The 23198-nt window shown below is 67.1% G+C and carries 20 protein-coding genes; 14 read left to right on the top strand and 6 right to left on the bottom strand.

The annotated features are described in order from the left end of the window. Window positions 1-17: 17 nt before the first annotated feature. From trpB to RCP80_RS13030, 7 genes are all read left to right on the top strand, one after another. Entirely contained in the window at window positions 18-1286 is a 1269-nt protein-coding gene (gene trpB, locus RCP80_RS13060) for a tryptophan synthase subunit beta (RefSeq protein ID WP_308478066.1), read from the top strand. Next, a complete protein-coding gene (gene trpA, locus RCP80_RS13055) occupies window positions 1283-2089 on the top strand; it encodes a tryptophan synthase subunit alpha (protein ID WP_308478065.1) in 807 nt (268 codons plus the stop codon). Before trpB ends, trpA begins: the two co-directional genes overlap by 4 nt. Continuing rightward, a complete protein-coding gene (locus tag RCP80_RS13050) occupies window positions 2086-4170 on the top strand; it encodes a prolipoprotein diacylglyceryl transferase (protein WP_308478064.1) in 2085 nt (694 codons plus the stop codon). Before trpA ends, RCP80_RS13050 begins: the two co-directional genes overlap by 4 nt. A 32-nt stretch (window positions 4171-4202) precedes the next feature. Beyond that, window positions 4203-4610, top strand: coding sequence for a TM2 domain-containing protein (locus RCP80_RS13045; RefSeq protein ID WP_308478063.1), 408 nt, complete (start codon window positions 4203-4205; stop codon window positions 4608-4610). Further along, window positions 4600-5013, top strand: coding sequence for a DUF2752 domain-containing protein (locus RCP80_RS13040; protein ID WP_308478062.1), 414 nt, complete (start codon window positions 4600-4602; stop codon window positions 5011-5013). Before RCP80_RS13045 ends, RCP80_RS13040 begins: the two co-directional genes overlap by 11 nt. Before the next feature lie 129 nt (window positions 5014-5142). Beyond that, the gene (pyk, locus tag RCP80_RS13035) at window positions 5143-6561 is read left to right on the top strand and encodes a pyruvate kinase (protein WP_308478061.1); all 1419 of its coding nucleotides are present in this window, start codon (window positions 5143-5145) and stop codon (window positions 6559-6561) included. A 45-nt stretch (window positions 6562-6606) separates the two neighbouring features. Further along, the gene (locus RCP80_RS13030; protein WP_308478060.1) at window positions 6607-7494 is read left to right on the top strand and encodes an acyl-CoA thioesterase II; all 888 of its coding nucleotides are present in this window, start codon (window positions 6607-6609) and stop codon (window positions 7492-7494) included. A gap of 6 nt (window positions 7495-7500) precedes the next feature. Here the strand turns inward: RCP80_RS13030 and RCP80_RS13025 are convergent, their stop codons facing one another. The 6 genes from RCP80_RS13025 to RCP80_RS13000 all read right to left on the bottom strand — a co-directional run bounded on the left by RCP80_RS13025 (window position 7501) and on the right by RCP80_RS13000 (window position 14696). Further along, a complete protein-coding gene (locus RCP80_RS13025) occupies window positions 7501-8067 on the bottom strand; it encodes a DUF4190 domain-containing protein (RefSeq protein WP_308478059.1) in 567 nt (188 codons plus the stop codon). Then, window positions 8064-9785 carry a thiol reductant ABC exporter subunit CydC gene (cydC, locus tag RCP80_RS13020; protein ID WP_308478058.1) on the bottom strand — a complete coding sequence of 574 codons (1722 nt, stop codon included), beginning with the start codon at window positions 9783-9785 and terminating at the stop codon, window positions 8064-8066. The genes RCP80_RS13025 and cydC overlap by 4 nt, the downstream gene beginning before the upstream one ends. Further along, window positions 9772-11346, bottom strand: a complete 1575-nt coding sequence (cydD, locus tag RCP80_RS13015) for a thiol reductant ABC exporter subunit CydD (RefSeq protein WP_373693532.1) — start codon at window positions 11344-11346, stop codon at window positions 9772-9774. The genes cydC and cydD overlap by 14 nt, the downstream gene beginning before the upstream one ends. Before the next feature lie 89 nt (window positions 11347-11435). After that, the gene (gene cydB / locus RCP80_RS13010) at window positions 11436-12494 is read right to left on the bottom strand and encodes a cytochrome d ubiquinol oxidase subunit II (protein ID WP_308478056.1); all 1059 of its coding nucleotides are present in this window, start codon (window positions 12492-12494) and stop codon (window positions 11436-11438) included. A 13-nt stretch (window positions 12495-12507) separates the two neighbouring features. Next, a complete protein-coding gene (locus tag RCP80_RS13005; protein WP_308478055.1) occupies window positions 12508-14004 on the bottom strand; it encodes a cytochrome ubiquinol oxidase subunit I in 1497 nt (498 codons plus the stop codon). Window positions 14005-14099: 95 nt separating this feature from the next. Further along, window positions 14100-14696, bottom strand: coding sequence for an HdeD family acid-resistance protein (locus RCP80_RS13000; RefSeq protein WP_308478054.1), 597 nt, complete (start codon window positions 14694-14696; stop codon window positions 14100-14102). Between the two features lie 279 nt (window positions 14697-14975). On the opposite strand from RCP80_RS13000, the gene RCP80_RS12995 reads away from it, so the two are divergent. The 7 genes from RCP80_RS12995 to RCP80_RS12965 are packed head-to-tail and all read left to right on the top strand — an operon-like array spanning window position 14976 to window position 23101. Then, window positions 14976-15842: an ABC transporter substrate-binding protein gene (locus RCP80_RS12995; protein WP_373693531.1), complete on the top strand. Its 867-nt coding sequence runs from the start codon at window positions 14976-14978 to the stop codon at window positions 15840-15842. A gap of 11 nt (window positions 15843-15853) precedes the next feature. Then, complete coding sequence (locus RCP80_RS12990) at window positions 15854-16771, top strand: amino acid ABC transporter permease (RefSeq protein ID WP_308478052.1); 918 nt, start codon at window positions 15854-15856, stop codon at window positions 16769-16771. Beyond that, on the top strand, window positions 16768-17535 hold the full coding sequence (locus tag RCP80_RS12985) for an amino acid ABC transporter ATP-binding protein (RefSeq protein WP_308478051.1): 768 nt from the start codon (window positions 16768-16770) through the stop codon (window positions 17533-17535). The genes RCP80_RS12990 and RCP80_RS12985 overlap by 4 nt, the downstream gene beginning before the upstream one ends. 45 nt (window positions 17536-17580) lie before the next feature. Then, window positions 17581-19404 (top strand): serine/threonine protein kinase StpK7, encoded by a 1824-nt coding sequence (gene stpK7, locus RCP80_RS12980; protein WP_308478050.1) that lies wholly within the window; start codon window positions 17581-17583, stop codon window positions 19402-19404. Beyond that, entirely contained in the window at window positions 19401-20567 is a 1167-nt protein-coding gene (macS, locus tag RCP80_RS12975; RefSeq protein WP_308478049.1) for a MacS family sensor histidine kinase, read from the top strand. Before stpK7 ends, macS begins: the two co-directional genes overlap by 4 nt. 25 nt (window positions 20568-20592) lie before the next feature. Continuing rightward, on the top strand, window positions 20593-21228 hold the full coding sequence (locus tag RCP80_RS12970; protein ID WP_308482829.1) for a response regulator: 636 nt from the start codon (window positions 20593-20595) through the stop codon (window positions 21226-21228). Between the two features lie 55 nt (window positions 21229-21283). Further along, window positions 21284-23101, top strand: a complete 1818-nt coding sequence (locus RCP80_RS12965) for a DUF2339 domain-containing protein (protein WP_308478048.1) — start codon at window positions 21284-21286, stop codon at window positions 23099-23101. The last annotated feature ends 97 nt before the right edge of the window (window positions 23102-23198 follow it).

Genomic DNA, 23198 nt, shown 5'->3' with positions numbered 1-23198 from the left:
GCGAAGGGGCTTGAGCCATGGCTGATTTCACACTTCCCAACCTTCCGCGCATGAGCTCCGCAGTGTCCGAGCCCACCGCGCACGAACCCGATCAACGCGGCCACTTCGGCGTCTACGGCGGTCGTTACGTCGCCGAGGCACTCATGGCGGTGATCGAAGAGGTGACCGCCGCCTACGACAAGGTGCGCATCGACCGGGAGTTCCTCGATGAACTCGACCGGCTGCAGACGCACTACACCGGGCGGCCCTCGCCGCTGTACGAGGCCACCCGGCTGTCTGAGCACGCGGGCGGCGCGCGGTTGTTCCTCAAGCGCGAGGACCTCAACCACACCGGTTCGCACAAGATCAACAACGTGCTGGGCCAGGCACTGCTGGCGCGCCAGATGGGCAAGAAGCGGGTGATCGCCGAGACCGGTGCCGGTCAGCACGGCGTCGCCACGGCCACCGCCTGTGCGCTGCTGGATCTCGAATGCGTCATCTATATGGGTGCGGTCGACACCGCCCGACAGGCGCTCAACGTTGCCCGCATGCGACTGCTGGGCGCCGAGGTGGTGTCCGTAGAAGCCGGTTCGAAGACGCTCAAAGACGCGATCAACGAGGCGTTTCGGGATTGGGTGACCAACGCCGACACCACCTACTACTGCTTCGGCACCGCGGCCGGACCACATCCATTTCCCGCCATGGTTCGCGACTTCCAACGCATCATCGGACTGGAGGCCCGCGGTCAGATCCAGGCTCAGGCCGGCCGCCTGCCCGACGCGGTCACCGCATGCGTGGGTGGCGGCTCCAACGCCATCGGGATCTTCCACGCCTTCATCGACGATCCGGCCGTCCGACTGATCGGGTACGAAGCCGCCGGAGACGGGGTGGAGACCGGCCGGCATGCGGCCACGATCACCGGCGGGTCGCCGGGCGCGTTCCAGGGTTCGTATTCCTACCTGCTGCAGGACGAGGACGGCCAGACCATCGAATCACATTCCATCTCAGCAGGTTTGGACTATCCCGGGGTGGGCCCCGAGCATGCGCATCTGCGTGACATCGGCCGCGCCGAGTACCTGCCGATCACCGACGCCGAGGCCATGGACGCCTTCCGGCTGCTGTGCCGGACCGAGGGCATCATTCCGGCCATCGAGTCCGCACACGCCGTGGCGGGTGCGCTCAAACTCGGTCCCGAGTTGGGTGCGGGTTCGATTGTGCTGGTGAACCTGTCCGGCCGTGGCGACAAGGACGTCGAGACTGCGGCAAAGTGGTTCGATTTGCTCGACCAGTCGGCGGTGCAGTCATGAGCACACCGAGTCGGCTCGGACCGTTGTTCAACACCTGCCGTAGCGAGAACCGCTCGGCGCTGATCGGTTACCTCCCGGTGGGCTATCCGGATGTGCCGACCTCGATCGAGGCGATGACCACGTTGATCGAATCCGGCTGCGACATCGTCGAAGTCGGTATCCCATATTCCGATCCGGGCATGGACGGGCCGACGATCGCCGCTGCCACCGAGATTGCGCTGCGCGGCGGCGTACGGGTGCGCGACGCGATCACCGCGGTGGAGGCGATCAGCGACGCCGGCGGCCGCGCCGTGGTGATGACGTACTGGAACCTGGTGTTGCGCTACGGGGTTGACGCGTTCGCCCGAGACCTGGCGGCCGCGGGCGGATTCGGGGTCATCACCCCGGACCTGATCCCGGATGAGGCCGACGACTGGTTCGCCGCCTCGGACGACCACGATCTGGATCGCATCTTCCTGGTGGCGCCGTCGTCGACGCCGGAACGACTCGCCACGACCGTCGCAGCGTGCCGCGGTTTCGTCTACGCAGCCTCGACGATGGGGGTCACCGGAGTCCGCGACGCGGTGTCCAATGCCGCTCCGGAACTGGTGGCGCGAATCAAGACGATTTCCGACATCCCGATCGGGATCGGACTCGGTGTGCGCTCACGCGAGCAGGCGGCCGAAATCGGTTCCTACGCAGACGGTGTCATCGTGGGTTCGGCGCTGGTGTCCGCGCTGGGCCAGGATCTGAACGCGATGCGCGCTCTCACCGACGAGTTGGTGGCGGGTGTACGACAGAAGGTAACTGGGGTTTCTGGGTGATCACCACCACACTGGCTTCTTTTCCGAGCCCTCCGCAGGGGGTGTGGTTCCTGGGCCCGTTCCCGATCCGGGCCTACGCGCTGTGCATCATCATCGGCATCATCGCCGCGCTTGTCATCGGTGACAGGCGCTGGGTGGCGCGCGGCGGCGAACAAGGCGTGATCTACGACATCGCCCTGTGGGCGGTGCCGTTCGGCCTGATCGGCGGCCGGATCTATCACGTGATGACCGACTGGCAGACCTACTTCGGCAGTGGCGGCGCGGGTGCGATGGCCGCCCTGCGCATCTGGGACGGTGGTCTCGGTATCTGGGGGGCGGTGGCGTTCGGCGGCTTGGGAGCCTGGCTCGCGTGTCGGCGCCGCGGCATCCCGTTGCCGGCGTTCGGTGATGCCGTCGCACCCGGAATCGTGTTGGCGCAGGCCATCGGTCGGTTGGGCAACTACTTCAACCAAGAACTTTATGGTCGCGAGACCACCGTGCCGTGGGGCATGGAGGTGTTCTATCGGCGGGATCCGTCCGGGATTGTCGATGTCCACTCCCTCAACGGCATATCCACCGGTCAGGTCGCGGCTGTGGTGCACCCGACCTTTCTGTATGAACTGCTGTGGAACCTGCTGGTCTTCGCCGCGCTGATCTACCTCGATCGGCGGTTCCGAATCGGCCACGGCCGGTTGTTCGCGCTCTATGTCGCCGGCTACTGCGTCGGCAGGTTCTGCGTCGAACTGCTCCGCGACGACTATGCGACCGAGATCGCGGGGATCCGCATCAACTCGTTTACGGCCACGTTCGTCTTCATCGGTGCCATCGTCTACTTCATCCTGGCGACCAAGGGCCGCGAGGAACCCGAGACGCTGCGCGGTCGGGAACGAGAGCCGCTGGTCGAGGAGTTCGTCGAGGATCTCTCGGCCGTGGCCGCGACCACGGGGGTGGTAGCCGCGGCAACCGTGGCCGGCCGTGAGGATGCCTTGGACGACGCTGATGAGAATGCGGACGCAGCGGACGTGGGTGAGCTCGTTACCGAGGCTGCCGAAGAGTCTGTTGCAGACGAGCCTGCCGATGACGCGGCTGAGGATGTCGAGTCTGAATCTGCTGAGGCTGTCGCGGATGCGGATGTCGCCGCCGTCGGTGAGGTCGACGCCGAGGCCGCCCAGGAGTCTGTCGCAGACGAGCCTGCCGATGACGAGGCCGAGGACACCGAGTCCGAATCTGCCGAGGATGTCGAGGATGTCGAGGAAGTAGCCGCCGACGAACCTGATTCAGCCGCTGAGGCCGAGGGTGCCGTCGCGGAGTCTGCGGAGTCGGTTGCGTCGTCGGAGGATGCGGATGTCGCTGCCGTCGGTGAGGTCGACGCCGAGGCCGCCCAGGAGTCGGTTGCAGACGAGCCTGCCGATGACGAGGCCGAGGATGTCGAGTCTGAATCTGCTGAGGCTGTCGAGGATGCGGATGTCGCTGCCGTGGGTGAGGTCGACGCCGTGGCCGCGCAAGAGTCTGTTGCAGACGAGCCTGCCGATGACGAGGCCGAGGATGTCGAGGAAGTAGCCGCCGACGAACCTGATTCAGTCGTTGAGGCCGAGGGTGTCGTCGCGGAGTCTGTTGAGCCGGATGCGTCGTCGGAGGATGCGGATGTCGCCGCCGTCGGTGAGGTCGACGCCGAGGCCGCGCAAGAGTCTGTTGCAGACGAGCCTGCCGGTGACGAGGTCGAGGGCGCCGAGTCCGAATCTGCCGAATCTGCCGAGGAAGTAGCCGCCGACGAACCTGATTCAGCCGCTGAGGCCGAGGGTGCCGTCGCGGAGTCTGTTGAGTCGGTTGTGTCGTCGGAGGATGCGGATGTCGCTGCCGTCGGTGAGGTCGACGCCGAGGCGGCCCAGGAGTCTGTTGCAGACGAATCCGCCACCGACGTCGAGGATTCGGATGCGCCGGCCGTGGGTGAGCTCGATACCGAGACTGCTCAGAAATCGATCGAAGCCACCACGGAAACGGTTGCGGCCGACGAGGACACCGCCGCTGCGGACGCGACGGTTGCCGAGCCTGCACCGTCGCAGTCTGGCACCAAGCGCCGCTGGTGGCGGCGTCGTCGCTGACTTGGGTGTGCTGTGTCTGGCATCCTGAACGCATGACTTCTTCGCCCGGCCCAGCAGACGGCGATACGACCCCGCCGCAGCATTCCTACGAGTACCCACCGCCGGTGCCGCCGCAGTATCCCAGCCCGGGGCAGTACCCGCCGCCGCCGGGCGCCTACTACGACCCGAGCGCGCCGTGGGGCCGCCACCCGGTCACCGGCGAGCCGTTCTCCGATAAATCGAAGGTGGTCGCCGGCCTGCTGCAACTCGTGGGACTGGTCGGGATCTGCGGCATCGGACGGTTCTATCTCGGTGACACCGGTCTGGCCATCACCCAACTCATCGTCGGAATCGTGACCTGCGGAATCGGCGCGGTGATTTGGGGTCTCATCGACGCGGTGATGATTCTCACGGACAAGGTGCGCGATACGCAGGGTCGTCCGCTGCGCGATGGGACCTAACGGCACCACCTCGGGACGCGCCGGAGTTATTGCGGCGCTGGGAACCGGCGCCGCCGTCGCCGGTGGCCTCGCGTATGTGGGTCTCGTCGACCCGCACCGGCCCGGATCCTTGTTCCCGCCGTGCCCCTTCAAGATGATCACCGGTTGGGATTGCCCGGCGTGCGGCGGCCTGCGGATGACCCACGGCGTCTTGCATGGTGACATGGCCGCAGCGGTCACGGACAACGTGTTCCTGTTGGTCGGCATACCTTTGCTGCTGTTGTGGGGGGTATGGCGCCTCCGGGTCGGGCGACCGCTCGTCACGTGGTGGGCCGGGGCCACGGTGTTGAGCGCCACGGTGGGCTGGACCGTGGTGCGGAATCTGCCCGGGTTTCCATTGGTTCCGACCCTTCTCAGCGGCTGAACCGACGCACCGGCAACGGTTGCCGTAGGCGGTCGGGCAGATGACCAAACAGCTACGTGTGCCTGCCCGAAACCGGCCGCCATCTGTATCGGTCGAGATGCCGTCTGACTGCGACTAAGCTGGCTCAACGTGAGTAGACGCGCCAAGATCGTTTGCACCTTGGGCCCCGCCACCGCGACCGACGACAAGACCCGGGCGCTTGTCGAGGCCGGCATGGACGTGGCCCGGCTGAACTTCAGCCACGGTGACTATGTGGACCACAAAGAAAACTACGAGCGGGTACGCAAGGCCTCCGACGCGACCGGGCGCGCCGTGGGCGTCCTGGCCGACCTCCAGGGCCCCAAGATCCGGCTCGGCAGGTTCGCTGACGGGCCGACCTACTGGGCCACCGGCGAGACGGTGCGGATCACCACCCAGGATGTCGAGGGCACCCACGACCGGGTCTCGACCACGTACAAACAGCTCGCCGCCGACGCCCAGCCGGGGGACCGCTGCCTCGTCGACGACGGCAAGGTCGCACTGGTGGTCGAGCACATCGATGGTTCCGACGTGGTGTGCACCGTGACCGAGGGCGGGCCGGTCAGCAACAACAAGGGTCTGTCGCTGCCCGGGATGAACGTGTCGGTGCCGGCACTGAGCGAAAAAGACATCGAAGACCTGGAATTCGCGTTGCACCTCGGTGTTGACCTCGTGGCGTTGTCGTTCGTGCGGTCGCCGGCCGACGTCGAAATCGTGCACGAGATCATGGACCGGGTGGGTCGCCGCGTCCCGGTCATCGCCAAACTCGAAAAGCCGGAAGCCATCGACAATCTCGAGGCCGTCGTGCTGGCCTTCGACGCGGTGATGGTGGCCCGCGGAGACCTCGGTGTCGAGCTTCCGCTCGAGGAGGTGCCGCTGGTGCAGAAGCGGGCGATCCAGATGGCCCGTGAGAACGCCAAACCGGTCATCGTCGCGACCCAGATGCTCGAATCGATGATCGAGAATTCGCGTCCGACTCGTGCCGAGGCCTCCGACGTGGCCAACGCCGTCCTCGACGGTGCCGACGCGGTGATGCTGTCGGGGGAGACCTCGGTGGGCAAGTACCCGCTGGAGGCGGTGCGCACGATGGCCCGCATCATCAGTGCAGTCGAAGAGAATTCGATCGACGCCCCGCCGCTGACGCATCTGCCGCGGACCAAGCGTGGCGTCATCTCGTACGCGGCCCGCGACATCGGTGAGCGCCTCGAGGCCAAGGCGCTGGTGGCCTTCACTCAATCCGGGGACACGGTCAAGCGCCTGGCACGGCTGCACACCCGGCTGCCGCTGCTGGCGTTCACGGCGCTGCCGGAGGTCCGTAGCCAGTTGGCCCTGACCTGGGGCACCGAAACCTTCATCGTGCCCCAGATGGCAGCCACCGACGACATGATCCGCGAGGTCGACAAGTCGCTGCTGGACCTCGGTCGGTACAAGCGCGGCGATCTGGTGATCATCGTCGCAGGCGCTCCGCCGGGCACAGTAGGCTCGACGAATCTGATTCATGTCCACCGCATCGGAGAGGACGACCACTAGCACCCGTGATCAGACCGGCAGGCCAACAGGAGGCTCGATCCACAGATGAGACCATCAGCCGGAACTGATTTCGAAGAGCTGTTGGCGATCCTCGACCTGCGACGCGGCGAGGCCGGTGACGGTCCGGAAACCTTCTTCGGTTCACACCCGAGCAAGAATCCGGTTCGCACCTTTGGTGGCCAGATGACAGCTCAGGCCTTCGTGGCCGGGAGCCGGACCGTGCCGGCCAACCTGCCGCCGAGTGCGCTGTCGATGCATTTCATCGCGGGCGGGGACCCCGCCGAGGATCTGGAGTTCACGGTGGTGCGGTTGCGCGACGAGCGCCGCTTCGCCAACCGTCGCGTCGACGTCACCCAGAACGGTGTGCTGCTGGGCACGGCGCTGATCTCCTATCTCGCCGGCGGACGTGGGCTCGAGCACAACATCTCCGCGCCCGAAGTGCCCGCACCTGAGGATCTGCCCAAGATCGACGAACTGCTCGCGGGTTACGAGGAGACCGTCCCGCTGTTCGTCAACGCTTCCAGGCCCATCGAGTGGCGCTACACCAACGACCCGGCATGGATCATGCGCGACAAGGGCGCTGCGCTGGACCACAACCGGGTCTGGATGACCGCCGAGGGGCCGATGCCCGACGATCCGGTACTGCACCAAGCCGCCCTGGTCTACTCGTCGGACACCACCATTTTGGACTCGATCATCACCACCCACGGACTGTCCTGGGGACACGACCGGATTTTCGCCGTCACCATCGACCATTCGGTGTGGTTCCACCGGCCGGTGCGGTTCGACGAATGGGTGCTCTACTCGACGATGTCACCGGTGGCTGCCGAGTCCCGCGGGCTGGGCACCGGGCACTTCTTCGATCGCAGCGGCCTGCTCCTGGCCACCGTGGTGCAGGAAGGCATCGTCAAACACTTCCCGAGCCGCAAATAGTGCCGATCAGGGCAATGTCGACGGCGTGACCGTCATACCGAACTTCTCTTCGAGCTTGCCGCGGAACTCGTCCTCGCACTGCTCCTGCGAGGTCCGGTCGTTGCCGGCCTCCTGCATGCAGTCGAAGTAGTCCCGGCCGCCCCAATCCATGAACCACCGGCCCGCGACCACCGCGACGAGGATCATGACCAGACTCAACGCCACACCGAGGCCGCCGAGCACGATCCCGGCCACGGCGACGCCGCCGTTGTCGGCCTCGCCCCGGGAGACCCGGCCGCGCCCCATGACGCCGAGCACGATCGCGGTGATGCCGAGGATCAGGCCCCCGACGATGGTCAGTGCCGCGGGCAACGACAGCAGCGCCACCACCAGCGCGGCGATCCCGAGGCCGTTGCGCATCAGTTGCGGGGGCGGGGTATATCCCGAGTACGGCTGCGGCGGTGGCGGTGGGTAGCCACCGCCATAACCTCCGGGACCGACCGGCGGGGGGTACGGCGGTGGGGCGCCGGAACCGGTGGTGCCGGTCGGTTCATCGGATCCCCCGGTGGACTCCGGGGGCGGTGGCAAGGTCATGAATTGCGCTCCTGGTCAAGAGGAATTGAACGACCGCTCGCCACGATACCTGCCGCGGACCTGCCGCAGTCCATTTGCAGATGCAGACCATCGACGCGTCGGGCCAACTCGGCAGGCAGGTGGTGGGTCGCGAGCACCACGGTCCGGTCCGGGCCGAACAGTCCGCCCTCGGGTGTCAGCAAGTCGCGCAGCAGCGCATCGGAATCCGCCGCGTCGAGGTGTTCGGTGGGCTCGTCCAGCAACAGGATCGGGGACGTGGACAACAACGCGCGGGCCAACAGCAAGCGACGACGCTGACCCGCTGACACCGCTGCGGCGCCACCGACCAGGACGGTAGCGAGGCCGTCGGGCAGCCCTGCGCGCCACCCGCCCAATCCGACTCGGGCCAAGGCGGCTTCGATCTCAGCGTCGGTGCAGTCGCCCCGCACCACCAGCAGGTTGTCGCGCACTGTCGTGGCGAACAGGTGCGCGTCCTCGGCGAAAAACGTTATCTTGCTCCGCAGTTCGTCCTCGGCGAGACACGCCAGCGGATAACCGCCGAGGGTGACCGTCCCGTCGAGGGCGGGCATCAAGCCGGCCAGCGTCATCAGCGCGGTGGTCTTGCCACAGCCGCTCGGTCCGGTGATCGCCAGGCGTGCACCCGGGGGCAGCGTGACGTCCACTGGTACCGGCCGCGCCGTCCCCGGATGCCCGGTAACCGCAGTTGCGCGCAGCGTGAGATCGAGGGAGGCGGGCGACGTCGTTGGTACGGAGGTGGATTCGACGTCGCCGCCAACGAGCTGGAACAGGCCTCGGGCCGCGATCCGCGACCGGGTCAGCTGCACCGCGGCCGCCGGCAACGCGGTCGTGGCTTCGAACGACGACAGCGGCAGCAGCATCAGGATGGCCAGCGTGGTGGGAGCGACCGCGGAGGCTATCCCGATCCCGACGACGACGGCGCCCAGGACGCTGACGCCGATAGCCGCCGTGGGCATTGCCGCACCGAACGCCGACGGGCGGGCCGCACGATCCAGCGCGGCGCCCCAATCGCGTTGGTGGCGTTCGGAATCGGCGATTACGCCCGGAAGGCGCCCGCTGACCTGCAGCTCCGGGCCGTGTTCCAGGGCGGTCATGGCGGCGATGTCGCGCTCCGCGTGATGACCGCGGGCCAGTTCCTCCTGGGCGGCGGCGCCGCGAGCCGAGAGCCACGGCGCCAGCACCCCGGCGACCAGCAGGCAGCCGGCCAGCACGACGGCGGCCGGCACCGAGATCACGGCGATGACACCGATGGCCGCCACCGAGAGCACGGTGGCCACGGCAATCGGCAACACGGCGCGCACCAGGGCATCGGACAGTTCGTCGACATCATGGCCGACTCGGCCGATCAGCTCACCCTCGTGCAGCCGTGCGGTAACTTCTGGGCGTCCGTGCGCGAGTTGGTGGTAGATTTGTTCCCGTGCCGACCCGGCGGCCCGCAGCGCGCTGTCGTGGGAGGCCAGCCGTTCGCAGTAATGCAAGACGCCGCGGGAGATGCCGAACGCCCGTACCGCCACGACGGCCACCGACAGATCCAGGATGGGCGGCATCTGCCAGGCGCGCGTGATCAGCCACGCCGAAACCGCGGCCAGGGCCAGGGCACTACCCAAGGACAGCACGCCACAGAGCACCGCGAGCCCCAGTCGCGGCAGTCGCGGACGCAGCAGTATCAGCGCGCGTAGCAGTGGGTCATGCCGCCACATGAGCACCGACCTCCACAATGCGGTCCGCGATGGCCAACACCGGCGGGCGGTGTCCCACGATCACCACCGTGTCGCCGTCGCGCCCCCGGGCCCGCAGTGCGCCGAGCACCCGCGCCTCGGTTCCGGCGTCGAGATGGGCGGTGGGCTCGTCGAGCAGCAGTACCGGCGCACTCGACCCCAGCGCACGCGCCAGTCCGAGCCGTTGACGCTGACCCAGCGACAGTCCGACACCCCCGCGGCCGATCGGTGTCGCGATGCCGTCGGGGAGCTCGCGCAGGACGGCGTCGAAACCGGATGCCGCGCAGGCGGCATCCGGGTCGTTCAGCGGTCCGAACAACGCCAGGTTCTCGGCTACGGTGCCCGGGACCAGCACCGGGCGCTGCGGCAACCAGGACAGTTGGCGCCACCACAACCGGCGGTCGAGATCCCCGATTTCGACCCCGCCGATCGTGACCCGACCGGCGCTCGGCGCGGTCAGGCCCGCGATCACCTGCAACGTCGTCGATTTGCCTGCGCCGTTGGGTCCGGTGAGGACGGTGATCGCGCCGGGTTCGACGATCGCCCAGAGATCGGCGGGCCGGGGACCGTCCCGACCGCTGACGGTCACGGCCTCGATGCGAATCGGTGCGCCGGCAGCGGTTACGGTCCGGGACCCGCCGGACGGTCCGACGCCCATCTCGATGAGTTCGAAGGCCTTTGCCGCGGCGGTCTTTCCATCATCAGCGGCGTGATAGGCCACGCCGACGCGGCGTAGCGGCCAGAACACGTCGGGAGCCAGCAGCAGCACGGTCAAAGCCGCGGCCAGACCAACATCGCCGTAGACCAGGCGCAGGCCGACGCTGACCGCTACCAGCGCCACCCCGAGCGTCGCCAGCAATTCCAGCACCAGGCTCGACATGAAGGTGATCCGCAGCGTCGCCATCGCCGAACGGCGGTGGGCCGCATTGAGTTCGGCGATGCGCGCGCCTGGGCCGTCGGCCCGCCCCAGGGCGCGCAGGGTCGGGATCCCGGCGATCAGGTCCAGCAGCCGCGATTGCAGTGAGGTCATCGCCGCCAGGGCGGCCGCCGAACGGTCGGCGGTGACCAGTCCGATCAGCACCATGAACAGCGGGACCAGCGGCAGGGCCACCAGCACGATCGCCGCGGCCTGCAGATCGAAGGTGGCCATCGCGATCAGCGCCGCGGGGGTAAGGACCGCGGCGAGCAGCAGCGCGGGCAGATACGACGTGAAGTAGGGCCGCAGGCCGTCGAGTCCACGTAGCACCACCGCGGCCGCATCATCGCGGTGTGCGGCCAGCGCGCGCGGGCTGCCGGCCGTGACCGCCCGCAGCACCTGCCCGCTGAGGTCGGCGATGACCGCGCTGGCTTCGTGCTGGCTGATCCGCGCCTGCGCCCACTGCGCCACCGTGCGCACCGTCCAGATCAGCGCGAGCAGCATCAGCGGGATGGCTTGTTGCGCAAGGCTTCGGCTGTCCGGGTCGGTGATCAGCGCGGCCACCAGATGAGCCAGCACGATCGCGGAGCTGATCGCGCACACCGCGGTGACCACACCGCATCCCACAGTGCCGACGAGGAATCGCCGCACCGAGGCAGACGCGGTGACCAGGCGGGACAACTGCGCCCGGCCGGACTGGGTGGTTCTCCCGGGACTCAGCGTCGACGCCCCGCCAGGCCGATGGAGGCCGGGATACGGTCGGCCGAGATGCGTTGCCGAAACACCCAGTACGTCCAGGACTGGTAGCCGATCACCAGCGGGGTGAAAATGGCGGCGGCCCAGGTCATCACCTTGAGCGTGTACGGGTTGGAGGCGGTGTTGTAGATGGTGAGGTTCCAGTCCGGGTTCAGCGTGGACGGCAGCACATTGGGGTAGAGGTTCACGAAGAGCATCGTGACCACGGCGAGGACGGTGACGGTGGTCAGCACGAATGCCCAGCCGTCCCGGGTCCCGGCGCGCAGCAGCATGACGGCGCCGAGCAACGCCAGTACCGCAATCCCGAAGGCCACCCAGGAGCCGGTCTTGCCATGGTCAATCTGGGTCCACAGCCCGAACGTCCCGGCCAGTGCCAGCACTGGCAGCGCCAACCAGCGGCCGACCTTCAGCGTGTTGTCGCGGACCTCGCCGGCAGTCTTGAGAGCCAGGAACGCCACGCCGTGCAGCAAGAAGATGCCGCAGGTGGTGAGCCCGCCGAGCAACGTGTACGGGTTGATCACGTCGGTGAACGCCAGGTTGCTCACCTGCTGATCGGCGCCCACGGGCAACCCGCGGAGCAGGATCGCGAACGCCGCACCCCACAGGATCGCGGGCAACCAGGATCCGATCGCGATCCCGAGGTCGGCCCGGTGCCGCCATTTCGGGTCATCGATCTTGCCGCGCCATTCGATGGCGACGACGCGCAGAATCATCCCGAACAGGATCGCCAGCAGCGGCAGAAAGAGCCCGGAGAACACTGTCGCGTACCAGCCCGGGAAGGCGGCGAACATGGCGCCGCCGGCGGTGATCAGCCATACCTCGTTGCCGTCCCAGACCGGTCCGATGGTGTTGAGGACCGCCCGGCGATGGTTGTCGGCGGCTTCCGGGCCACCGGCCCGGCCCGCCATCCGCCCCAGCGGTGCCATCAGCATGCCGGCGCCGAAGTCGAAGCCCTCCAGCATGAAAAATCCCAAGAAGAGCACCGCGACCAGAATGAACCAGAGTTCCGGTAATCCCATCTCGATCAAATCCTTAGTACGCGAAGGATAGTGGAGCCACGTCGTCGTCACCGGGTGGCGTGGGCGGCGCGGGTTCCGAGTCGTGTTCCTGGGGCCCGACGACCACATAACGTCGCAGCAGGTAGAACCAGATGACCGCCAGCACCGCATAGGTCAGCGTCAGCGTGGTCAGCGAAACCCACACCATGCCCGCCGAATGGTTGGACACGCCGTCCTGCACGGTGAGCCGGATCAGCTGGTCGCCGTCCCGGTTGGGCACCACGACCCACGGTTGTCGGCCCATCTCGGTGAAAATCCAACCGGCGCTGTTGGCCAGGAACGGGGTCGGGAGGGTGATCAGGGCGAACCAGGACAACCAGTGGTGGTCCGGGACGGCCTTGCGCCGCGTCAACCACAGGACGGCGAGCGCGAAGACCACCGGCACCAGCAGCAGTCCGATCATCGCCCGGAACGACCAGTAGGTGACGAACAGGTTCGGCCGGTAGTTGCCGGGACCGAACGCCTCTTCGGCCTCGACCTGCAGGTTCTCGATGCCCTCCAGCGTCACCCCCGAAAGCTGGCCCTCTGCCAGCAGCGGCAGCACCCAGGGCACCTCGAGCACTCGGACGATGCTGTCGCAGTTGTTGTGGGTGCCGACCGTGAGGATCGAGAACATCGGATCGGTTTCGGTGTGGCACAACGATTCTGCAGAGGCCATCTTCATGGGCTGCTGCTCGAACATCAGCTTGCCCTGGATGTCGCCGGTGAAGATCAGGGCGACGGCCGCCACGAGGGTCACCCAGGAGCCAAGGATCGCCGCTGGGCGGAACAGCGTGCCGCCATCGGAGGCCACCCGCTTGGCGTCGTCTTCAACGTCGGTGTGATTGGCCGGCACCGATTTTCGGCTCCGCACCATCCACCATGCGCACACGGCGGCGACAAACGTGCCGGCGGTCAGGAACGACCCCGCCACCGCGTGCAGGAATGCCCAGATCGCGGTGTTGTTGGTGAACAACTCGAGAATGCTGTGCAACTCGGCGCGTCCGGTCTCCGGATTAAAGGTTGCCCCAACGGGGTGCTGCATGAACGAGTTGGCGCTGATGATGAAGAAGGCCGACATGTTGACCGCGATCGCCACGATCCAGATACACGCCAAGTGCACGATGCGGGGCAGTCGCGACCACCCGAAGATCCACAGTCCGATGAAGGTTGATTCGAAGAAGAAGGCGGCCAGCCCTTCCATCGCGAGGGGGGCGCCGAATACGTCGCCGACGAACCGGGAGTACTCGCTCCAGTTCATCCCGAACTGGAATTCCTGGACGATGCCGGTGGCCACCCCGATGGCGAAGTTGATGAGGAACAACTTCCCGAAGAACCGCGTGAGGCGGTACCACTCGGGACGCCCGGTGACGTGCCAGATCGTCTGCATCACCGCGATCAACGGTGCCAGACCGATGGTCAGGGGAACAAATATGAAGTGGTAGACCGTGGTGATCCCGAACTGCCACCGTGATACGTCCAAAGCATCCATGCGTACATCTCCCGGGCTGCAAGCCTGTAGCTACTACGGAGAGTAGTAAAAATTCGGCGAGGCCGGGTGTGATTCTCCCCGCAGAGCGCCGACGGCTACAAGGTCAGGGTTTTGACGGCCTTCCGGATGCCGAATGCCGTGATGACCTCGAAGACACCGAGCACGATCAGCCAGATGCCGACCACCAGCGCCAATACACCCAGGGAACCGAACGGCGTGGCCAACATGACCAGACCGGCGAGCAGGCTCACGACACCGAAGAAAATCTCCCAGCCGCGCCCGGGCAGGGTCGGATCACTGATCGCCGACACCGCCGTCGCCACCCCGCGGAAGATGAACCCGATGCCAATCCAGATCGCCAACAACAGGATCGACTCCTGCAGGCTGCGGAAACACAACACGGCCAGTACCAGTGCCGCAGCGCCACTGATGAACAGCAGCACCCGGCCGCCGGCCGAGACATGCAACGTGAAGGCGAAGACGACCTGCGTGATTCCGCTGACCAGCAGGTAGACGCCGAAGATGATGGCGGCCACCAAAATCGTGGTGCCCGGCCAGGCCAACATCAGCACACCCAGAATGATCGCGGCGAGACCCGAGAGCAGGGTGGTCCGCCACAGGTGCGGCAACAGGCTTGGAACGGTGGTGGATTGAGTGGTCGCTGCTGGACCCTGGTCGGCTGGCGTCACCATTGCCGAAGTCTGACACATTCCCGGGCCCGTGGGTCACGTTTAGGGTGCGGCGCGGGTCCGCTACCGCACGCCATGAGAACGTGCAATGTGACCGTGGACGGCCGATGCGATCGTTAATGTTCGGTGAGCGGCAGTGCAGCCTGGGGTTTACGGTCATTGACGTCGCCTCGACGAGGTAGCGCGGACGCACTCCGAGTGGACGAGTACGAGAAGGTGGAAACCGTGAAATCAGCACTACAAGGACGTCGGAGCGGTGCGCGATGGTGGCGTTGGACAACGATTCTGGTGGCCTCGGGCGCGCTCGCGCTCTCGGGGTGCTCGAGCAGCACTGACTCCGCCGGCGAGTCCCCGGAGTCCTCGCCGGTGGCCGCGAGCGTGGTGGAAGAGATCGCGGCGACGGTCCCCGAGGACATCAAGGCTTCCGGCAAGCTCGTCATCGGCGTGAACATTCCCTACCCGCCCAACGAGTTCAAGGACCCCAGCGGCAAGATCGTCGGCTTCGACGTCGACCTGATGAACGCGATCGCCGAGACCCTGGGACTGACCCCGGAGTACCGGGAATCCGACTTCGGAAAGATCATCCCGGCCATCCAGGGCGGCACCTACAACGTGGGCATGTCGTCGTTCACCGATACCAAGGAGCGGGAAGCCTCGGTGGACTTCGTGACGTACTTCTCCGCGGGCACGTTGTGGGCGCAGCGGCCGGGTGCTGGCATCGATCCCACCGATGCCTGCGGCAAGAAGGTCGCGGTGCAGGCGACCACCCATCAGGACACCACCGAACTACCGGCCAAGAGCAAGGCGTGCACCGACGCGGGCAAACCCGCGATCGAGATCATGGCCTTCGACGGTCAGGACGCCGCGACCAACGCCGTCGTCCTCGGGCAGGCCGATGCGGTGTCGGCGGACTCCCCGGTGGTGCTCTATGCGATCAAGCAGAGCAACGGCAAGCTCGAACAGATCGGTGAGGTGTTCGATTCCGCACCCTACGGCTGGCCCGTCGCCAAGGGTTCCGCGTTGGCCGCGGCGCTGCAAAAGGCCCTCGAGCATCTGATCGAGACCGGTGACTATGAGACGATCGCGACCAATTGGGGTGTGGAACAGGGGATGATCGACAAGCCTGTGATCAACGGCGCGGTCAACTGAACGGTTCGCGGATGAGTGTTGACTCGGCATCGTCACCGGCGCCCATCGATGCCGTGCCGCTGCGGCACCCGTGGCGATGGGTGACCGCGGCGGCCATTCTCGTCGTCGCCGGGCTGTTCCTGTGGGGCGCCGCCACCAACCCGGCGTACGGCTGGGCCACCTATCGCGAATACCTGTTCAATGAGCGTGTGCTGCAAGGTGTCTGGAACACCCTGCAGCTGACGGTGTATGCGATGGTGCTCGCGGTCATCCTCGGTGTGGTGCTGGCGGTCATGCGGCTCTCGCCGAACCCGGTGTTCCGCTGGGTGGCCTGGGTGTATCTGTGGATCTTCCGCGGCACGCCGGTTTACGTGCAGCTGGTGTTCTGGGGCCTGTTCCCGACCATCTATCAGAATGTCCAACTCGGCGTCCCGTTCGGGCCGTCGCTGCTGCACCTGGACCTGCAGAACGTGTCGTTCCCGTTTCTGTTGGCGCTCATCGGCCTGGCCCTGAACGAGGCGGCGTACATGGCCGAAATCATCCGCGCCGGAATCAGTTCGGTGCCGGAAGGACAGACCGAAGCCTCGACCGCGCTGGGCATGTCGTGGGCGATGACGATGCGCCGAACCATCCTGCCGCAGGCGATGCGGGTGATCATCCCGCCCACCGGCAACGAGGTGATCAGCATGCTGAAGACCACCTCGCTGGTGACGGCCGTGCCTTACACGCTGGAGTTGTACGGCATCACGTCGCGCGAGATCGCCGCGCGCATCTTCGAACCGATCCCGCTGCTGCTGGTCGCCGCCACCTGGTATCTGGCCGCCACCAGCCTGTTGATGGTCGGCCAGTTCTACCTCGAGCGGTACTTCTCCCGCGGGGCGTCGCGGAAGCTGACCACCAAACAACTCGAGGCGCTGGCCCGAGAACAGATCGGTGGGCCGCAGCCATGACCGGAACTCCGATGGTCAAGGCCGAATTGGTCTGCAAGGACTTCGGTGCCCTACAGGTGCTCAAGGGCGTGACGTTGGAGGTCGACAAGGGGCAGGTGCTCGTCCTGGTCGGCCCGTCGGGTTCGGGCAAGTCCACCTTCCTGCGCTGCATCAATCACCTCGAGGAGGTCACCGCCGGCCGGCTCTACGTCGACGGCCAACTCGTCGGCTATCGCGAACGCGGAGGCAAACTGCACGAATTGCCACCCCGGGAGGCGGCCAAGCAGCGTCGCGATGTCGGGATGGTGTTCCAGCACTTCAATCTGTTCCCGCATCGCACCGCCCTGCAAAACATCATGGAAGCCCCGATCCACGTCAAGAAGGTGAAGAAGGCCGAGGCGACGGCACGGGCCAAGGACCTGCTCGAGCAGGTGGGCCTGTCGGCCAAGGCCAACGCCTATCCGGCGCAACTCTCCGGCGGCCAGCAGCAGCGGGTGGCCATTGCCCGGGCGTTGGCGATGAGCCCGAAGCTGATGCTGTTCGACGAACCCACCTCGGCGCTGGACCCGGAACTGGTCGGGGAGGTGCTCAGCGTGATGAAAAAGCTTGCTGCGGAGGGGATGACGATGGTGGTGGTCACGCACGAGATGGGCTTCGCCCGGGAGGTCGCCGATCGGCTGGTGTTCATGGACGCGGGCGTGATCGTCGAAAGTGGACATCCGCGCGAGGTCCTGAGCAACCCGCAACACGACCGCACGAAGGCATTCCTGTCGAAGGTGATGTAAATTCAGTCAACTTCGTCGGGGGGCGTTGACGCCCAGGGATGAACGGTGGATACCACGTCTGCTGAGCCTGAGCACTTTGGCCACTACGAGCTGCTGGAGCTGCTCGGCCGTGGCGGTATGGGGGAGGTGTACCGCGCCCGCGACTCCAAGACCGACCGGATAGTCGCGCTGAAGCTGCTGCCCCTGCATCTCGCCCGCGACGCCGTGTTTCAGCGGCGGTTCCGGCGGGAGGCGCAGGCCGCGGCCGGGGTCAACGACCCGCATGTCGTCCCGATCCACGGGTACGGCGAAATCGATGGCCGGCTCTATCTCGACATGCGGTTAATCGAGGGACTGACCCTGGCCGCGATCCTGAGCAGACGTGCCGCTCCGCTGGGTTCCGAGTTGGCGACGGTGGTGGTCGAGCAGGTGGGGTCGGCGCTCGACGCCGCGCATCAGGTCGGTCTGGTCCACCGCGACGTCAAACCGTCCAACATCCTGATCTCCGAGCGTGAATTCGTCTACCTGATCGACTTCGGACTCGCGCGTACCACCACCGAACCCGGCGTCACCACCGCCGGCAACACGCTGGGCACGCTGGCCTACATGGCGCCGGAACGGTTCCACGGCGGTCCCAGCGACCCGCGCTCCGACGTCTACGCCCTGACGTGCGTGCTCTATGAGTGTCTGACCGGCAACCGGCCCTACCCCAGCGACAGCCTGGAGCAGCAGATCGCCGGCCACATGGTCGCTCCGCCGCCCCGTCCCTCGGACGCCGACCCCGCCCTGGCCGCGTTCGACGAGGTGATCGCCAAGGGCATGGCCAAGGATCCGGCTGACCGCTACGCAAGTGTCTCGGCCCTGGCCGTCGCGGCCCGACGCGCGGTGAACCAACCCAAGATTCGACCCACGCGCCGGACGGAGCGGTCCACGCACCGGGCGTCTCGACCCCGCCCGCTGTCCCGGCGCCGGGTGCTCGTCGCGGCCGTCACCGGAGTGTTGGTGGCATCGGTGTGCACCTTCGGCGCCTGGCAGTTGCGGGGCGTCTCCGACGAGCGGACCCGGGCCGCCAACGTCGCCGAAAGCACCGCACCGGTCGCGGTCGAGCTGCCCGACGGTGCGGTGGCCGCGATTGCCGAGACCGTGCCCGCCGACATCCGCGCGACCGGCCGGCTGGTCATCGGGGTCAACGTTCCATACGCGCCCAACGAGTTTCGGGACTCCTACGGCGAACTGGTGGGATTCGACGTCGATCTGATGGACGCGGTGGCCCGGACATTGGGCCTGACACCGGATTACCGGGAGACGGCGTTCGACGCCATCATGTCCTCGGTGGTGGGCGGCAGCTTCAACGTCGGGATGTCGTCGGTGACCGACACCAAGGCCCGCGAACGCATGGTGGACTTCGTGAACTACTTCTCCGCGGGCACGCTGTGGGCGCAGCGCCCGGGCGCCGGAATCGACCCGGACGACGCCTGCGGGCTGCGAGTCGGAGTGGCCTACGGCGTGATTCAGGAGACCGAGGAGATCCCCGCCAAGAACCAGGCATGCCTGGCTGCCGGCAGGCCCCCGATCGAGAAGGTGGCCTTCACGCGCCAGGACGATCTCACCGCCGCATTGATCGCCGGCGACGTCGACGCGATGTCGGCCGACTCTCCGGTGACCGGCTTCGCGGTCAAGACCAGCGGGGGTGCGCTCGAAACCGCGGGGGAGGTGTTCGACGCGGGCCTCTACGGCTGGCCGGTGCCCAAGGGTTCCGAGCTGGGCGAGGCCCTGCGGCTGGCGCTCGAACACGTGATGAGCACCGGCGAGTACCGCACCATCGCGACCATGTGGGGCGTCGAACTCGGGATGATCGATCAGCCGCAGATCAACGGCGCCACCAGGTGAGCGCCCCGCGTCCAACCGCGTACGATCCCGCGGCCCCATTGTGGCGGGCGGCGCAGGTGTTCCGGCTGCTGAGCTATCTGTACGCGGCGGGGTTCCAGATCGCCGGCATGGACGACATCGAACACCCGATGCGGGGATGGGTGCTGTTCGCGGTCCTGTCCGGCTGGACGTTGGCCTGCGCGGTGGCCTATCTGCACGGCTTCGGGCGTCGACCGGCCTGGGTGACCGCCGAGTTCCTGGTCGTGATCCTGCTGATCTGGTCAACGCACCTGGTGGCCGCACCGGAATGGATCGCCGCCAACCAGTCCTGGCCGACGACCCTGTGGGCCACCAACGCGCCGATCTCCGCGGCGATTCTGCTCGGCCCCGTGGCCGGGATGGGTGCCGGGGTGGGCGTCATGGCCGTCTACGCCGCGCTGAAGGGGTCGGTGAGCTTCGACTTCACCCGTAACGCGACGATCATCATCGAACTCGCGGTTGGGTTGGCGGTGGGGATGGCCGCCCAGACCGCGCGCCGTGCCCACGCCGAGTTGGAACGCGCGGTGCGGATCTCGGCCGCGGTGGCCGAGCGTGAACGCCTGGCCCGTCAGGTCCACGACGGGGTCATGCAAGTGTTGGCGCTGGTGGCCAAGCGCGGGAATGAGATCGGTGGGCCGACAACAGAACTCGCCCAGCTGGCCGGGGAACAGGAACGCGCGCTGCGCAGGTTGGTCAGCGTCGATACCGCCGGGCAGGACATTGACCCGCAGGCGGTCGACCTGCGGGAGTGGCTGAACCGGCGGGCCGAGGACGGGGTGGTGATCAGTGTGCCGGGAACGCCGGTGCTGCTCGATTCGATCGTGGTGAGCGAGCTGGATGCGGCCGTCGGCAATGTGCTGGACAACGTGCGCGCGCATGCTGGGGAGCAGGCTCGGGCGTATGTGCTGCTCGAGGATCTCGGCGACGCCGTGACGATCAGCATCCGTGACGACGGCGTAGGTATCGCGCCGGATCGCCTGGCTCGGGCCGAAGCCGAGGGCAGGATGGGGATCTCCCAGTCGATCGTCGGCCGGCTCACTGCGTTGGGCGGATCGGCCCGATTGGCCACGGAGGTGGGCGACGGCGTCGAATGGGAACTGACCGTACCCAGGAGTCAATCGGAACCGGGACAACAGCGTGGCTGAGGACAACACCGCGCCGATCACGGTGATGATCGTCGACGACCACCCCATCTGGCGTGATGCGGTGGCCCGCGATCTGGCCGACGAAGGCTTCAACGTCGTGGCGACCGCCGAGGGGGTGGCCGCCGCGCGCCGTCGAGCCGCCGTCGTGCATCCCGATGTGGTGGTGATGGACATGCAGTTGGCCGACGGTGACGGCGCGGCCGCAACGGTCGGGGTGCTCGAGGTGTCGCCGACGAGTCGGGTGCTGGTGCTCTCGGCCTCCGGGGAGCGCGACGATGTGCTGCAGGCGGTCAAGGCCGGCGCGACGGGTTACCTGGTGAAGAGCGCATCGAGGGCCGAGCTCGCCACGGCGGTGGTCGAAACCGCGCGAGGGCGGGCGGTGTTCACCCCGGGCCTGGCCGGATTGGTGCTGGGGGAGTACCGGCGCATCGCCCGTGTTCCGAGCGCCCAGGCTGCCGGACCAAAGTTGACCGAACGCGAAACCGAGGTGCTGCGCTACGTGGCAAAGGGGTTGACCGCCAAGCAGATTGCCGCCAAACTTTCGGTCAGCCATCGCACGGTGGAAAATCATGTGCAGGCGACATTCCGCAAGCTGCAACTGGCCAACCGCGTCGAATTGACCCGGTACGCGATCGAACACGGACTGGACAAGGAATCCTGACAGTCGGGTAGTCCTACTCATGCGCCCAGGCCGGGGGCCGCGCACGATGGCAGTCATGACTGCACCGCATCAGGTTGCCCTGCAACGGTTGTCCGAAGAGTTTCAGCAGATGTCGCAGCAAATGGCCCGCGTTGCCGGGCAGTTCAGCGAGTTGCAACGAACCCTGGGCCCGACTGCCCCGCCGTCGGCCGCCAGGCCCGCACCGGTGCCGCCACCGCCACCGGTCCCGCCGCCGCCACCACCAGTCCCGGCCCCGGCGCCGTTCCCGGTTTCGCGCCCCGTTCCGCCGGCCACACCGAGACCCACGCTGACCACACGCCTGGGCAACGATGAGGGCCAGGGCTGGATCGGCAAGCTGCTCGCGGTCGCCGGGGTCGGGGTGACGCTGATCGGCGTAGTGCTGCTGCTCGTGTTGGCCGCCCAGGCCGGGATCCTGCGTCCCGAACTCCGGGTCGGAGCCGGGGCGGTGCTGGCGGGTGCGTTGGTCATGATCGGAGTGCGGTTGTCCCGCCGGCCCGGCGGACAGGTAGGTGCAATCGCGCTGACCGCCACCGGAATTGCGGCCGCCTACATGGATGTCATCGCCGTCACCACCATCTACGACTGGATCCCCGGATCCGCCGGCCTGCTGCTGGCGGCGTCGATCGGGGGAGCGGGCCTGACCCTGGCCCGCCGCTGGGACTCACAGCAACTCGGGCTGCTGGTCCTGGTGCCGTTGACGGTGCTCGCGCCGATCGTGGCGGACGGGGTGTCGCTGCTGCTGATCGCGTTCATGATTGCGCTCTCGGCAGCTGCGTTGCCGGTGCAGCTCGGCAAGGACTGGATCTGGCTGCATGCGGCTCGGACGGCCGCGGTCACGCTACCGCTGCTGATGGCACTGTTCATTGCTTCGGTTGCGGGGGCATTCGGTGCCGGCAATGACCCGTGGCTACTGGGCGCAGCTTGCGCGATCGCGGCGCTGCTGGCGGTGATCGGTGCCTTGATCCTGTTGCCGCACACTGGTAATCGAGTTGCGATGGCGCTGCTGACGGTCGCGGGAACCGTGCCGGCGCTGGTCGCCGCAACCGCGGTGCCGCGGGTGCTGGGCGCCCTGATTGCCGCCACAGTGGCCGTCGGGATGCTCGCCGTCGTGCTGCTGGCTCGCCGACTGCCCGGGGTCGACGACACCGTCGTGGCCATCTGGTCGGCATTGGCGGCCGTAGCCGCGCTGATCACCGTGACGGTGGCCTGCGCCGGGTTGGTGGAAGGACCGGCGCTGCTTGGGTTGGCGCTGATCACCGGGGTCGCGGGCCGGCGCAGCACCGTCTCCCGCTGGGCCGCAGCGGGTTTCGCGGCGGTGGGCGCCATGCTGTACCTGGCGTTCGCGCCGCCGGAGACGCTGCTGCAAGCCACCACACTGCCCACCTCCGTCGCGGTGTCGACGCTGATCTCCAGTGTGCTGCTGATCGCGGCGGTCTTGGTGATGGCCTGGTCGTGGACCGGATACGGCCGTCTCGATGAGGACGGCGTGCGCACGGTGTGGGCGGGTGCGGGACTGGTCGGCTTGTACGCGATCACGATGTCAGCGGTGACGGCCGGCGTACTACTGGCCGGCCGGGAGGGTGGTTTTCTCGGCGGCCATATGGTGGCGACGATCTGCTGGATCGGCGCGGCCGCCGCGCTGTTCCACCTTGCGCGTCGGATGCCGGGTGGTGAGGCGCGCACGGCGCCACTGCTGGCCGGGTTGTCGTTGACGGCAGCGGCCACGGCGAAGCTGTTCCTGTTCGACCTCGGCACCCTCGACGGGATGTTCCGGGTCGCGGCGTTCATCGTGGTGGGGTTGGTCCTGCTGGGCATGGGCACCAACTACGCGCGAAGCTTGGCCCGGCCGTGACCACCCGAGTGAAAATAGCAGCAAAGGTAAGGCTGGCCTATCGTGATCGAAGATACATTCCATTTAGAAATAATCCACGGGATTAAACGTTAATAGT

The sequence above is a fragment of the Mycolicibacterium sp. MU0053 genome (assembly GCF_963378095.1).
In the GTDB taxonomy this organism is placed as follows: Bacteria; Actinomycetota; Actinomycetes; order Mycobacteriales; family Mycobacteriaceae; genus Mycobacterium; species Mycobacterium burgundiense.
The sequence above is the reverse complement of the archived record's forward strand: the minus strand, read 5'-3'. Positions and strand labels throughout refer to the sequence as shown.

Bases quoted from the DNA above. Each gene is read 5' to 3' on its own strand.
- trpB (WP_308478066.1), top strand. From the start codon at position 18: ATGGCTGATTTCACACTTCCCAACCTTCCGCGCATGAGCTCCGCAGTG.
- trpA (WP_308478065.1), top strand. From the start codon at position 1,283: ATGAGCACACCGAGTCGGCTCGGACCGTTGTTCAACACCTGCCGTAGC.
- RCP80_RS13045 (WP_308478063.1), top strand. From the start codon at position 4,203: ATGACTTCTTCGCCCGGCCCAGCAGACGGCGATACGACCCCGCCGCAG.
- RCP80_RS13040 (WP_308478062.1), top strand. From the start codon at position 4,600: ATGGGACCTAACGGCACCACCTCGGGACGCGCCGGAGTTATTGCGGCG.
- RCP80_RS13030 (WP_308478060.1), top strand. From the start codon at position 6,607: ATGAGACCATCAGCCGGAACTGATTTCGAAGAGCTGTTGGCGATCCTC.
- RCP80_RS13025 (WP_308478059.1), bottom strand. From the start codon at position 8,067: ATGACCTTGCCACCGCCCCCGGAGTCCACCGGGGGATCCGATGAACCG.
- cydC (WP_308478058.1), bottom strand. From the start codon at position 9,785: ATGTGGCGGCATGACCCACTGCTACGCGCGCTGATACTGCTGCGTCCG.
- cydB (WP_308478056.1), bottom strand. From the start codon at position 12,494: ATGGGATTACCGGAACTCTGGTTCATTCTGGTCGCGGTGCTCTTCTTG.
- RCP80_RS13005 (WP_308478055.1), bottom strand. From the start codon at position 14,004: ATGGATGCTTTGGACGTATCACGGTGGCAGTTCGGGATCACCACGGTC.
- RCP80_RS13000 (WP_308478054.1), bottom strand. From the start codon at position 14,696: ATGGTGACGCCAGCCGACCAGGGTCCAGCAGCGACCACTCAATCCACC.
- RCP80_RS12990 (WP_308478052.1), top strand. From the start codon at position 15,854: ATGAGTGTTGACTCGGCATCGTCACCGGCGCCCATCGATGCCGTGCCG.
- RCP80_RS12985 (WP_308478051.1), top strand. From the start codon at position 16,768: ATGACCGGAACTCCGATGGTCAAGGCCGAATTGGTCTGCAAGGACTTC.
- RCP80_RS12970 (WP_308482829.1), top strand. From the start codon at position 20,593: ATGATCGTCGACGACCACCCCATCTGGCGTGATGCGGTGGCCCGCGAT.
- RCP80_RS12965 (WP_308478048.1), top strand. From the start codon at position 21,284: ATGACTGCACCGCATCAGGTTGCCCTGCAACGGTTGTCCGAAGAGTTT.